At 52.1% G+C, this 13,508-nt stretch carries 11 protein-coding genes; 1 reads left to right on the forward strand and 10 read right to left on the reverse strand.

What is annotated here, in order from left to right; all coding sequences use genetic code 11:
* Nucleotides 1–17: 17 nt before the first annotated feature.
* The 8 genes from ABD949_RS10345 to ABD949_RS10380 form a co-directional block, all read right to left on the reverse strand.
* Nucleotides 18–3,404: a SusC/RagA family TonB-linked outer membrane protein gene (locus tag ABD949_RS10345; protein WP_345243171.1), complete on the reverse strand. Its 3,387-nt coding sequence runs from the start codon at nucleotides 3,402–3,404 to the stop codon at nucleotides 18–20.
* A gap of 228 nt (nucleotides 3,405–3,632) precedes the next feature.
* Nucleotides 3,633–4,661, reverse strand: a complete 1,029-nt coding sequence (locus tag ABD949_RS10350; protein ID WP_345243173.1) for a FecR family protein — start codon at nucleotides 4,659–4,661, stop codon at nucleotides 3,633–3,635.
* 77 nt (nucleotides 4,662–4,738) lie between these two features.
* On the reverse strand, nucleotides 4,739–5,347 hold the full coding sequence (locus tag ABD949_RS10355) for an RNA polymerase sigma factor (RefSeq protein WP_345243175.1): 609 nt from the start codon (nucleotides 5,345–5,347) through the stop codon (nucleotides 4,739–4,741).
* Nucleotides 5,348–5,479: 132 nt separating this feature from the next.
* Complete coding sequence (locus ABD949_RS10360) at nucleotides 5,480–6,217, reverse strand: LytR/AlgR family response regulator transcription factor (RefSeq protein ID WP_345243177.1); 738 nt, start codon at nucleotides 6,215–6,217, stop codon at nucleotides 5,480–5,482.
* Nucleotides 6,218–6,234: 17 nt separating this feature from the next.
* Nucleotides 6,235–6,738: a hypothetical protein gene (locus ABD949_RS10365; protein ID WP_345243178.1), complete on the reverse strand. Its 504-nt coding sequence runs from the start codon at nucleotides 6,736–6,738 to the stop codon at nucleotides 6,235–6,237.
* Between the two features lie 18 nt (nucleotides 6,739–6,756).
* Nucleotides 6,757–7,239, reverse strand: a complete 483-nt coding sequence (locus ABD949_RS10370) for a hypothetical protein (protein ID WP_345243180.1) — start codon at nucleotides 7,237–7,239, stop codon at nucleotides 6,757–6,759.
* A gap of 32 nt (nucleotides 7,240–7,271) precedes the next feature.
* The gene (locus tag ABD949_RS10375; protein ID WP_345243182.1) at nucleotides 7,272–8,315 is read right to left on the reverse strand and encodes a Kelch repeat-containing protein; all 1,044 of its coding nucleotides are present in this window, start codon (nucleotides 8,313–8,315) and stop codon (nucleotides 7,272–7,274) included.
* A 39-nt stretch (nucleotides 8,316–8,354) separates the two neighbouring features.
* Nucleotides 8,355–9,434 carry a sensor histidine kinase gene (locus ABD949_RS10380; RefSeq protein WP_345243184.1) on the reverse strand — a complete coding sequence of 360 codons (1,080 nt, stop codon included), beginning with the start codon at nucleotides 9,432–9,434 and terminating at the stop codon, nucleotides 8,355–8,357.
* Nucleotides 9,435–9,635: 201 nt separating this feature from the next.
* Here ABD949_RS10380 and ABD949_RS10385 point away from each other — a divergent pair, with 201 nt between their 5' ends.
* Nucleotides 9,636–10,271, forward strand: coding sequence for a dioxygenase family protein (locus tag ABD949_RS10385; RefSeq protein WP_345243186.1), 636 nt, complete (start codon nucleotides 9,636–9,638; stop codon nucleotides 10,269–10,271).
* Nucleotides 10,272–10,325: 54 nt separating this feature from the next.
* Here the strand turns inward: ABD949_RS10385 and ABD949_RS10390 are convergent, their stop codons facing one another.
* Nucleotides 10,326–10,721 (reverse strand): VOC family protein, encoded by a 396-nt coding sequence (locus ABD949_RS10390; protein WP_345243188.1) that lies wholly within the window; start codon nucleotides 10,719–10,721, stop codon nucleotides 10,326–10,328.
* Nucleotides 10,722–10,812: 91 nt separating this feature from the next.
* Complete coding sequence (locus ABD949_RS10395; RefSeq protein WP_345243190.1) at nucleotides 10,813–13,506, reverse strand: ABC transporter permease; 2,694 nt, start codon at nucleotides 13,504–13,506, stop codon at nucleotides 10,813–10,815.
* Between the last annotated feature and the right edge of the window lie 2 nt (nucleotides 13,507–13,508).

Genomic DNA, 13,508 nt, shown 5'->3' on the forward strand with positions numbered 1-13,508 from the left:
GAAAGGCGTTTTTTCTCCTAAAATGTCAGTTGAACGTTGGCTCCCACATACCTCACCGAGGGTGACGTCAGCTGTGAATCGTCGGCCTTATCCGGATCGGCATACCGGAAGGCTCTCGCCCACATCCAGACGTTCTGGCCCGTCAGCGATACCATGGCCGACCGGGCACCAATGCGCCGGGCAACACCGCCGGGAATGGTATAGCCAATGGATACTTCCCGCAGTTTCAGGAAGGTAGCGTTGGTGGCACCCCGCGTGCCGTCGCCGTAGGTGCGGGCGTAATCCTGGTAGGAAACTTTGGTTTCGTTTTTGGCAAACTGGCGGGTATCGCTGGTGATGTTGCCGTAGTTGTCGTACTTCACCTCACCGGAAGATACTACTACGCCTTGGCCCACAAACGACTTATTTTTATTCACCACTTCGTCGTACCGCCACTGATTGTCGGAATCCGGATGCGAGCCGGTATCCCACATTTTGTAAGCGCTGAAGTTGTTAAGCAACCCACCCACGCGTCCGTCGAAGTTCACCCCGAAGCGGAAGTTGTTCCAGCGAACGCTGTTGGCCAAGCCCCAGACAAAGCGGGGATCGGTGTATCCGTACAGGTAGCTGTAGTCACTGGCCAGCGGCATACCATTGGCCCGGTGAATCAGGTTACCGGCCGGATCACGCAGCCACACGCGGCCCGAATAGGTATCGGTACGGCCACCCTCCTTTGTCCACCGGTTATCAGCAGAATACGTAGGATCGAGCGTTTTAAAGTACCGGTGATTATACGACCAGTTGGCGGCCGCATCCCACTGGAACGATCCGCGTTTCAAAACAGTAGCATCCAGACTCAATTCTACGCCCCGACGCACATAGGTCTCGTTGATGTTGATCAGGGTTGACGTAAAGCCCGAAGCCGATGAGATGCTGGCGCTGCGCTGAATGTTGTAGTTGTACTTATTGAAGTACGCGGCATCGAACTTAAACCGCTTGTTCAGGAAGTACACCGACGTTCCGATCTCCCAGGTACGATTGGTCTCCGGTTTCACGGTACCGCCCCGGATGGTGGTCGGGTAAGCCGCCGAGTTCAGGTTGTCCCAGTCGCCCGTAGTGGTGGCGTAGGTCTGGTTGGTGGCGTAGGCGCCGAGGTCCGTCTTCGCCATGGTCCAGGAACCCCGCAGCTTCCAGAAATCCAGCCAGCCCGGCAGGGTGTTGATGAACTCGCTGAGCACCACACTACCGCCCACCGAGGGATAGAAGTACGAGCGGGAATTTTTGGGCATACTCGAACTCCAGTCATTCCGGCCGGTCACATCCACGAAAATCCGGTTTTGGAACGAAAACGTCGCTTTCCCGAACAGGCTGTTCACCTGCTTGCGATACGTCCAGGTACCCACATTCGGCCGTTCCACCGAGTTTTCCAGCGAATAGAATCCGGGAATCACAATACCGCCCCGCGTGGCACTGTACAGATCGCTATCCGTCCAGCGGTAGATGGTCCCTCCCGCCAGCGCATCGATACCAAAGGCACCAAAAATCTTGTTGTACGTCAGCAAGGCATCGCCATTGAAGCTGAAGCCGGTGCGCTTGTCGAGGGAGTACAAACCGGCCGCATCCCAGCCCCGCGTCGAGAGAATATTGATCGGGTTGCGCTTGGTTTCGTCGTTCTGGTACCAGTCGAAACCAGGTCTGACAATCAGCTTCGCACCGGGGAAGACCGCGTAGGTAGCCGTCAGGTTGGCGTTCATTTTGTTCTGCTCAATGCCGTTCAGCTTCTCGTACGCCATCAGATAGGGGTTATCGTACCAGGCCTTATAATGCCAGTTCTGCTGCTCATTGGGAATCAGCCAGTAATCACGGTATTTGCTCAGGTCGTATTCGGTACCCATCCAGATCAGGATGTTGTAGATATAGCCCTGGTTGTTGTAGCCGGCCCCGAAAATCTGCGGTGACGTTTTGCGATTATAGCCAACCTGACTGGTCAGCGAGAACTTGTCGCCTACCTTCATCTCACCACTCAGGGAGAAATTGATGGCATTGGCTTTTAAATTCGGATACTGCCCTTTGTGGTAGATATGCGTCAGCGACGCCCGAAAGCTGCCGTTTTCGCCCCGCTGGCTCACGCTGACGTTGTTGTTGGAAATCAGTCCCGGCACCAGAAAATCGCGGAAGTTATTCTTCCCCCGCGAGGTCAGTTCCATATTCTCCATCTGCCTAGTTTCGGGGTTCCACTGCATGGCTTTCTGGCCGATGTCCAGTTTGGCACCCCATACGTAGTCGGTAGGATCGTAAGTGCCACCCAGACCGGCGCTGTAGCTATGCTGCACTTCAGGCAGCATCAAAAACCCGGCATTGACCATGTTGTTGGAATTCACACTGACGGTCAGCTCTTTGGCCGTAGCTCCGCGCTTGGTCGTAATGATTACCGCTCCGCTACCCCCGCGTGAACCGTACAGTGCGGCTGCGGTTGGCCCTTTCAGCACGTCGATGCTCTCAATATCATCCTGGGGAATATTGCTCAGGCTCATATTGCCGTACGGCACCCCGTCGATCACCAGCAGGGGCGTTTCTCCCCGCAGCGACAGGGTCGGACCTTCGTTGAACTCGGTACTGTTACGAACCCACAAACCCGACACCCGGCCGGTGAGCGAGGTGGCCACATTGACTCCCTTTACCGTTTGCAGCGCCGATCCGTTCACCTTCTGAACAGCATAGCCCAGCGAACGCTCTTCCCGTTTTACCCCCAGCGCCGTTACCACCACTTCATCCAGTTGCTTCTGGTCGTCGGTAAGTGTAACATTAATCTCCGTGCGCGACCCTACCACTTCTTCTTTGGTGCCGTAGCCGATGAAAGAGAAGATCAGCACGTCACCGTTACCGGAAACGGAGATCTGGTACCGACCATTGGCGTCGGTGGTAGTACCCCGCATGGTACCTTTCAGCGTCACATTGACGCCCGGTACCGGCTCGTTGGTCCGGGCATCCCGGACGATCCCCGAAACCGGAATGTCGTACAATACCGTAGCGCTGGTTTGCCGGTACAACGAACTGCCGGACTCTTTCGCACTCAGGAGAATACGGCCCGATACCAGTTCGTAGGTAATGGACAGCGGTTTCAGCAGCCGGTCGAGCACATCGGCCAGCGGCTGCTGAGTAGCGTTCAGAGAAACCGGGCGGTTTACGTTGACCGACTGCCGGCTGTAGGCAAACTTCACATTGGCCAGCGATTCAATCTGCGCCAGCACGGATTTCAGGTCTTTGTTGTCAACTCTTAAGGTTATACGCCGGTTCAGGACCTCCTGTTTGTCATCGGCGTAGGCCGATGAGAACTGCATGATCAGCGTCAGCAGAACCAGCAGCGAAAAAGAAAGATTACGGAATGGTGGCCGGGTAACCCGGTCTTCTTCAATTCGTTTCATACATTTGTACTGTTTTTTGACTAGTTGACCATAAGCCTCCGATGGCCTATCCTGCCAGATGGCACATCGGAACAAAGGCTTTCGCAGGGCCGGTTGTGGTGACACACGACCGGCCTTTTGTGTGGGAGGAGGTTAGCTAAAGGTGCTTGTCTGCATAGGCTGTTCGTGAAGGTTAAGATGAACTATATATAAGGCACTCGGAGCACTTCGATAAATCAGACGAATTGCCTAGGGACAACCCGCACCCGTGATGACAATCTGCATTCCCCTGACTTCATACTTGGCTTTTACGGAGCGGCAGACAAGGTCCAGGGTTTCGTACAGCGACATATTGTTGACATCCCCGGTAAACACACAAGCCTGAAGATGCTTATTGAGCAAGGAGATAGGGATACCGTACAGGCTGCTCAGCCGGGCCGTAATGGTCTTTAGCGAAGTGTCTTCAAACAGGAGCTGATCGCTGGGAATACTGGACTCAAGTGCCACCGGATGCTCCACCAGACCGGGCGTAAGCTGCCCGGTTTCCGTTGAATAAACCACCCGCTGATTGGGCAGCAGAACAACCTGCTCCGGCTGCGTCTTACCGGACGAAGCGTCTTCACGAACAGACACTTTCCCACTTATTACATCTACCTCCACCTTTTTCCTGGCGGGCGTAGCTTTTACCCAGAAACTGGTCCCCAGCACGCGCGTAATTGTCTGGTCGGCAAATACCAGGAAGGGTCGCTGAGGATTTCGGGTTACCTGGAAAAATGCCTGTCCGGTGAGCCGGACCTCCCGCTGCTGGTTCTCCTTGTTATCGGTATAGGTCACCTTACTGCCGGGCTGCAGCGAGACCCGGCTACTATCCGGTAGTGCCACCCACACCGGGCTGGCGGTTGGATTGGTAAACGCCATCTCATCTCCGCTGCCAGTAGACCACTGTTGCCATCCCCAATAGGCCAGCAACAGGATTGCTACGGAGGCAGCGGCTACGCGCCACCAGTAGGTAAAGAAAGGCCGCTGACGCTGGGGACGGGTGCGCTCCGCAATAGTATCCCAGATCTCGCTTACGGTTTGCGACGTATCCGGTCTTTTTTCAGCTTTCGCCAGTTGAAGAATCAGTTGCCGGGCCTGGTGGAGGTTTTCCCGTTGCTCCGGGTAGGTTTGCAGTACCTGCTGCCAATGCCGGTCTGTCTCCACGCTGGGAGCAAAAACCCACTGGAGAAAATCATCGTCCTGCAAATAATCATTAATCGTGTACTGCTGGTAGTTCATTGCTGAGCACTGTTGACCGGCTTATACTGGTAAGTGCCCAGGAAATATCATTTGTACTGTATGGGTGAGAAATTTTTTTAAGAAAAAGCGGCAATCGAAATCAGTAACACCTGAATATAATACTCCAGATGCTCCCGCAGACGACTCAGTGCTACGTGCAGGAGGTTACGAACCGACTGAGCCTGCATATTCATCAGCTCGGCCGTTTCGGCATGGCTCAGGTTCTGAAAAAAGCGGAGGTGAATAACTTCCTGCTGGCGGGGAGCCAGCCGGGCAATGGCCTGACGCAGGCGATTCAGTTGCTGGGTCTCATTTTCGAATTCTACCAACAGGCTCTCATACGAGAGTACCGGGGTTTCCGACTCGTTGTCTGTATCCCAGGGTTCCAGCCTTTCCTGCCGTTTGGTACCCTTCAGTATTTTGTGTTTTAACCCACCGAGCAGATACAGCTTTACACTGCCGACTTCTGTAGCCAGAAAGGTTCGCCGATTCCACAGTTCTACAAAAAAGTCCTGAATACAATCTTTAACCAGATCCTCGTCCGGAGTCAGGCGGCAACCATAGGTCAGCATGGCTTTTCCATATCGTTGATAGAGCAAGCCCAGCGCCTGATAATGACCTGCCTGAAGCTGCCGCCACAGGCTTGCGTCATCCTCTGGCACAGGTGATTCAGTCGTTACCTCCATTCGTTGTTGAAGCGTTTCGGTGTGTAGTGCTCCAAAGGTAAAAAAAGCTGATTGATCAGAATACCTCGTTGGGCAAAACTTAATAAACCCTTTACAGAGAGGAGGATCTCACCTGAAATAAATGGAAACTCTTTACCGCCTGTGATCGAGCAAAACCTTTTCTACCTCGTCTTTATAATTGCGGCCGATGGGAATCTGATTACTGCCCAGCAATAACCGGTTGCGCTCAATACGGGTAATGTGCGATACGGCTACGATGAACGATTTATGTACCCGCAGAAACCGGCCCGGCGGAAAAATATCGAGCATGGCTTTGATGGAACCTTTGATGACGATTTTGCTGGTGTTTGTATAGATAATAGCGTAATCTTTCAACCCCTGGATATGGGTGACATCCTCAAAGCAGAGTTTGATCCGCTGAACACCACTTTTGACAAAGATTGAGTCGGGAAGAGTTTCTGCCGTGCTACTCGCGACCAGGCTATCGTCAAGGCGGGCATTCTGTTCTTTCAGGGCCAGGAAGTCACGGATCTTCTCAGTGGCCTGCAAAAAGCGGGGGTATGCTATGGGTTTCAGCAAAAAGTCGATAACACCCAATTCAAACCCTTCGAAGGCATAGTTGCGGTAGGCGGTCGTAAATACGGTGATGGGGGGATGCGTGAGCGATTTCAGAAAGTCAATGCCGTTCATACCGGGCATTTCAATGTCCAGAAACAGCACATCGGCGGTATGGCTTTCCAGGTAAGCCAGCGCTTCACGGGCGTTGCCAAAGAGCCGTATCGATTTGACAAAATCCAGCCGGCGGAGGTAACTTTCCAGCACTTCACGAGCCAGCGACTCATCGTCAACCACCACACAGTTCAGCAGCATTGAATTCCCTCCCCTATTCAGTTGACAACCCGGTTCAGGGTATAACTCAGATTCTCGTCGCCCACCCTGAAGTTGCGCTGCTGATCCAGAATAAACAACACGTTATCATCTCCCTTCAGCAGGTAAACCGATACGTCTGGTTTGTCGGAGTCCAATTGGTACACGATGGCATTCGGATCGGTTTTTGTACCGCGCACAATGGCCCATTTCCCTTCGCGGGCGGCCGAGCGGTTCAGGGTACCGCGCAGGTGGTAGGTCGTGGGTTCATGGGTGTTGGGGTCCTGGTAGAGGGTTAGTCCCCATTTCACTTTGATACACTCCGGCCCCACGGTAACCTTCCAGTCTTTGGCGATTTCGGAACAGGGAAACCGCCCCTGAAACACACCTGCCACCGACGGACCGCTGGCTTCGGGAGTTCGGGACATCGATTTCGATGGAATGTTCGTCAGTCTGGCTTCCTGAGCCCACACTGACGTCAAGCCAACGAATAACCCAATCAACAAATTAAGGATATGTCTCATTTGCATGATGTTTAAACCTTACTTCCGGTTTAAGGTATAACTCCAGCCGCCGTGACCAATCATCAGTTTGCCCTCCCGATCCAGCAGGTGTAGCAGATTGTCATCCAGTCTGATAAAGGAAATAGTGGTCTCCGGTGTATCCGGATTTAGCACGTATATCTCTCGATTACCTGGCTCTTTGCGAACAGCCCATTTTCCGGTTTTCTCCAGACTGGTTCCTCCGTTCAGAAAATCCATCGTAATCGGTTTGGTCATACCATAGGTATAATCGAGTGTATACATGGTGGGCGATTGCTGCTGTTGCGGCCGTGGATCACGCTGAAGGGCTAAACGCCACTTGATAAACTCGCAGGGAGCATCGGCCGGAATAGATAACATCGCCCTCGGGATCATATCGCAGGGGCTGCTGGCCACAAAAACAACGGGTTCCGGCGAAGCCGGACCGGCCTGGATCAAACACCCCGCCAAGGCGAGGAACAAACCTATTTTAATCAGTTTCATACAGGTAGAGAGGGTTGTTTAGACATTAAAGACTATCTACTTTCACTCTTTTTCAACGCCCAGATATCGCCTTTCCAAACCGGATTGGCCCCCGTGTGCTTGCCGCTGAACAACCAGAGCTGGTTTTTGAATACCACACTGTGTCCACCACTGCGCACGGTCCAAGGAGCGTGTTCGGCCTGCCGGGTCCAGTTGCCCCCGTTTGCGGAATACCATACGTCGTTCTGCGCGGCCCGGTGATGATCGGCCGTGGTGTCGCGCCCGCCAAATACCCACAGTTTGTCGTCAAACACCAGCGCGCCATTGTCGAACCGCTTTTCCCAGGGGGCTTCGGAAGTCAGCTGCGTCCAGCTTTTTCCGTCCGGCGAACGCCAGACATCGGCCAGTCCCTGCCCGCTGAGCAGATAAAGCGTATCGCGCAGCACCAGTACGGCCGGCGAATCCCTGGGGGCCCAGGGAGCCTGTTCTACTTCGTTCGTCCAGTGAAACCCATCGGCAGACGACCATACATCATTCTTCATTTCCAGTGAAACGAAATCTTTGGACACCTTACTCACCCCGCCGAAGAGCCAGAGCTTACCACGAAAAGCAACCATAGACTGTCCTTTTCTCGGTGCCCAGGCCGCGTTTTCGGCCTGTTGCCATTGTACGCCATCTGTAGAATACCAGACTTCATTGAGCAGTTGCCGGTCCTGATACTGCATCCCTCCGTACATCCAGAGCGTATTATTGAAGAATACACTTGTCAGGTTGATTCGTTCACCCCAGTCTTTTTTGGGATGATGTACCCAGGTTATGCCATCCGATGAAGACCATGAAGCTTTCTGCCCGGTCATCCAAAGTTTTCCGTCGAAGGCCAGGATTGGTATTATTCCCATCGGGAACGAGCCGGACTTCCATTCGTACTGATGCGATCCATTGCCCGCTGGCAGAATCTGTTGCCACTCGTAGTCCTTCGCGCTACTCAATACCTCATACTGTAGTGAAAGAGCACGTTCGCTGAACCAGTGATAAGTGGTCAAGAGCGGTACCAGCACCAGAAAGGCTGCGGGGAGGAAACTGTTCCGGAAAGGCATAGATAATAGGGTTGGTTAATTAAATGGGTGCATTATGGCTCATGTTTGTCCGTTCTCGACCAGTGAAATGTAGAGAGCCGCCCGGTAGGTTTCCTGCCGGTCTTCGGTCTGCAGCGAATAGCGCCCCGGATAAAGCAGTTCCAGCCGTTTTCGCAGATTCGTCAGGCCGATACCTTCTTTATGGCTCTTCGGGCAGGCCTTCGGTTTGTTGTTCTCTACCGTCATTTCCACGGCGGTCGGGTTCAGGTTCAGCGTGCCGTGCAGCCAGGCTTTGTCTGCCTGCCGGCCCACCCCATGCTTAAAGGCATTCTCGACCAGCGGCAGTAGCAGTAGCGGAGCTATCTCCTGTCCGTTCGGATGGCCGTTGATTCGCAGGTCAATGTCGGAATGATCTCCGCAGCGTATTTTTTCCAGTTCGATGTAGTTCTGCAGATAGCCGATTTCCTTTTCGAGGGGTACCCGGGCATCATCACTGTCGTACAGCATATACTCCATCATTTCCGATAGCTTCAGCACCATATCCGGCGCCAGATCGGATTTCTTCAGCGTTAAGGCATACAGGTTATTGAGGATGTTGAATAAGAAATGCGGGTTCACCTGCGAGCGCAGGAAATTCACTTCGGCCTGTAGTTTCTCTACCGCTATTTTTTGCAGGGTGCGCTGCTGTTCGTACCAGTCGATGCTTAATTTCAGCGGCACCATTAGACCCAAATACCATAGGGTGCTGAAGAAGTTGTACGACATCGATTCGACCCAGTTCCGGCTGCGGGTGGGAGCAATTACGAATCCATAAACGAAATAGTCATACAAAACCTGAATTAGCAGGTATCCCAGAATGGACAAAAGCACCAGCGAGAAGTATCGGCCGTAACGCCCCGGCAGCAGGTAGCGGGGTAACAGATAATGAATATTGATGTACGCAATGGCAATTAATAACGACACCCGAATAATCACGCAGGCCGCAAAATACGGCAGCCCGGCCTTGTAAATCAGATAGCGTCTTTCGTACAGGAAAAAGCCGGTAATGAATACCCAATAGGCCGTATGCACCAGCGCGTATTTAACGGTGGTAGTGCGATTGGAAAGCGGTATTGCTATGCGTTTGTCCAGAAAATCCATACCCTCTAGCCTGCTGTAAGCTTATGTAAATGAACGCAAAAGAAAGGTACAGACGAAATAATATCGACCAACGTCCAAAAAAGTAGAGGAAAGAAATATGCCCGTGCTACTCGTCTACTTTTCAGCCCGTTGGTCTACTATTTTTGGACAGAAGAGGTACCTGTGATTGCTTTGGTTAAACTATTCAGACCTCATTAAACCATGAAACGACAACACTTCATTCTATTCATCACCACGCTGATTAGTACTCTACCTGCCTTTGGTCAGGACAAACGGGTAGGCGGTCCCTGCGAAGGATGCGCAGCGATTTATGAGAGCCCGGTTCCAGCCGATAAACTGGATATGTTTGCAAAACTACCCGATGCAGCCTGGGAAGGAAAGAAGCCCATCGGCATCAACGGCATTGTGTACAAGGCCGACGGAAAAACACCCGCTCCGGGAGTAATTCTTTATATCTACCATACCGACCAGACGGGTCATTACACCGCCAAAGCCGATGCCAAAGGCTGGGAAAAACGACATGGCTCCCTCCGCGGCTGGATGCGAACCAACGAAAAAGGCGAATACAAATTTGTAACACTCCGGCCTGTCGCCTACCCCGGCCACAGCGATCCGGCCCATATCCATATTACCGTGAAAGAACCGGGTTTGAATGAATACTATATCGATGAGTATCTGTTCGCCGATGATCCGCTGCTCACAGCCGCCCAAAAACAACGGCTGGAGAACCGGGGTGGCAGCGGCATACTCACGCTCAGGGATGTCGGCAATATGTACAAAGCCGAACGGCATATCTACCTCGGCCGGAACATTCCGAATTACCCGACAAACCAATAAAAACCAACGCCGTACACGCGACCAGCTATCCGCTACCAGATGCTGCTATCCGGCTCAGCTTTGCCGCTGGCCGTAGCAGTAGCAAAGTCCGTCGGGGGCCACGACGAAAAAGACTTTCCAATTGACCTCGCCGTATTTTTGCAAATCGAAGTTCGACAGCTCTTTGGTCAGCCCACTGGCTTTCAGCTCAGCAAAAGCCGTTTCGACATTATCGACCTCAAAAAAGCAACCATCCTGGGTTGGGTCGCCCCCGTTTTCGGCCAGGCCTATCTGGATACCGTCGCGGTCGAGTATCGCCGACTGATACGGTAAATCATGGCGGGAAACTACCCGGAAGCCCATCGTTGTCTCATAGAAGGACAAGGCGGCTTCCACGTCTGCCACAGGTAAGTTCATTTTGTCCTTCTGGTAAGGCCAGACCTGTTTGATAGTTGCGTTTGCGGTTTTCATTAATCTTGCAGTTTTTGTTCGTACCGCAGCAATACTAAAGGCCGCACACCATAATCTTTTTACGGTGTGCGGCCTTTTTCATCGACAAAGGTTACTCACTGCGTAAACTCTTCACGGGATTAACCGAAGCCGCTTTAATGGCCTGATAGCTAACCGTCAGCAAGGCTATGCCAATGGCTAAAATACCGGCAACGACGAAGACCCACCATTCGATCTCGATCCGGTAAGCAAATTCGTCCAACCACCGATTCGTAGCCCACCAGGCCACCGGAAAGGCTACCGCATTCGCTATAAGCACCAACTTCAGAAAATCGGTTGAGAGCAATAATGCCAGATTCAAAACACTGGCCCCCAGAACTTTTCGGACGCTAACTTCTTTGATGCGTTGCTCGGCAGCGTAAGTGGCCAACCCAAAAAGGCCTAAACAGGCAATGAAAACGGTGGCCAGCGCTACCCAAATCAACAGGGTTTGACGACGCTGGTCCTCTACGTAAAAACGGGCCAGTTGCTCATCAAGGAAATGGTACTCAAAAAAGTGAGTAGGGTCTATTTTTGCCATAGCCGCTTCCATTCTTTTCAGCGTAGCCTGTGTATTACCGCCCTCAATTCTGGCCGTGTAGTAATCAATGGGGAACACCGGGTTGTTTCGGTAGGCCAGCACCATGGGAGCGATTTTGTCCCGCAACGACTGGAAATGGAAATCCTTTACAATCCCGATCACCCTGGCCTGAAAGGGCTGGTTCGAGTCGTTCAGTGGCGTGTAATCACCGCCAAAAGACCGGGCAGGAATCTCCACCAGCTGACCAGACGCTTCGCTGATGTTAAGTGCCCTGGCAGCGGTTTCGTTGAGCAGAATAGACGAAGAATCCGTTGGACTACTGAAGTTTCTGCCCTGTAGAATCTGAACTTCGAAGGTTTTGATAAAATCCTCATCGGCTCCAATCAAATAGGCGACTTTATGGTCATCCGTGTTCCCCTGAGGCTTAATTTTAATGGTTGGGATTACTTTCCATTCACCGGGAACGCGAGAGGTGACCGATACATTTTTGACATCAGACAGTTTTACCAGTTCATCTTTGATGGCAGCCGACTCCGTTCGCGCTTTGCGGCTATTGATATCGATCACGACCAACAAGTCTTTGGCAAACCCTAAATTCTTATCACGGGTGTAGCGCATTTGCAGGAATACAATCAGCGTGGCGATGATAATTACCACAGAAATCATAAACTGGAAAATAACCAGCCCTTTCCGTAGCGACAAATTGCCTTTGCTCTGGAGCTTTAAGCTTTTTAACAGCAACACTGGCTTAAACTTCGACAGCAAAAATGCTGGGTAACTGCCCGATAGCAAGCCAGTAATAACCAGCGCCAGCAGCGTATACAGCCAGATTCGATGGTCAGTCCGGAAACCCAGAGAGAGCTGTTTACCGGTAAATTCATTGAAACCCGGCAGCAACAGATTGACGAAGAATACCGACAAAACAAAGGAGATCAGCGTAAGCAGGAAGGATTCTACCAGAAATTGTTTTATTATCTGACTGCGTATAGCCCCGTTGGCTTTTCGTACGCCGATTTCTTTTGCCCGGTTGGATGCCCGTGCCGTGGTCAGATTCATGTAGTTGATACAGGCAATCAGCAACACAAAAATCGCTACAATGGCAAAAATCTTAATGTAAAGCAGCATGCCCTGCGCCATCTCAGTTACGTTTGAATTTCTGGCGCCATCAACAATCTGTTCGGAGTAGAGATGCATATCGGCTAACGGCTGAAGGCTATACGCCATCGAAGTGCCCGCTCCCGGCCTGAAATTGGCCTTAACCAGCGAAGTCATCTTTTCGGCAACAACCTCAGGCTTTGCATGGTCTTTTAAGAGGGCAAACACCATATAGTCGTGCGATGACCAGTCGCTGGCCGTCTGCTCATTTACGGGTTGACTGTTCAGGGAAATCACCGAACTGAAATCGAAGCTGGAGTTGCGCGGATGATTTTTCAGGACTGCCGTTATTTTCAGGGGCGATTCCATAAAATCAAATTGCACGGTTTTACCGGCAACGTTGGTGGAGTGAAAGAGCCGTTGGGCCAATTCTTCAACGATGATGATGGAGTTTGGCTCCTTCAGCGCGGTCCTCTGCTCACCATCAATCACGTCAAAGTCGAACAGCTCCATGAAGCTCTGATTGGCTAACGTCACGGTCTCCTGAAACTTGACGGGGTTCTCGGGGGTGAAAATATTAGCCCGACCGGTTCGTACGATGCGTGTCGTGTTCTCGACTTCGGCAATCTTTCGCTTCGATTCTTCGGCCAGATTGTGACTGACGGCCGCAATGGTAAGTTCTTCGGTTTTTGTTTTTTTGTGTTCAATAATCCGGTAAATACGGCTGAAATTACTGTGTTGCTGGTCAAACGTTAGTTCATCAAACAGGTAAAGGCCGATCAGTAGGAAACAGGAGATTCCAAACGTCAGGCCAGCCACATTGAGGGCTGTGTACAATTTGTTCCGGGAGAGTGTCCGGAAAGCAACGGTAAAATAATTGCGTAACATATCAAAGAAGGGTAAGGATTGATGACTGTGTTCCTGCTGACGCTGCCGCCTTTGCACAAAAGGCGGCAGCACGGATGCTACATTGAGCACGTAACGGAAGGTAGCCTGCGTGCGCCCTGCCCGGCGGTACCAGTACGTATATAGTTCGTCTAAATCGCCCTCCACCTCCTCCAAGGTTTCTTCGGGATGCAGTTTGGCAAGGAGCCACCTGGCCCAACCAGGGGGCCGAATCTGGGAGTTCATGG

It is taken from the genome of Nibrella saemangeumensis (genome assembly GCF_039541915.1).
Classification (GTDB): domain Bacteria; phylum Bacteroidota; class Bacteroidia; order Cytophagales; family Spirosomataceae; genus Nibrella; species Nibrella saemangeumensis.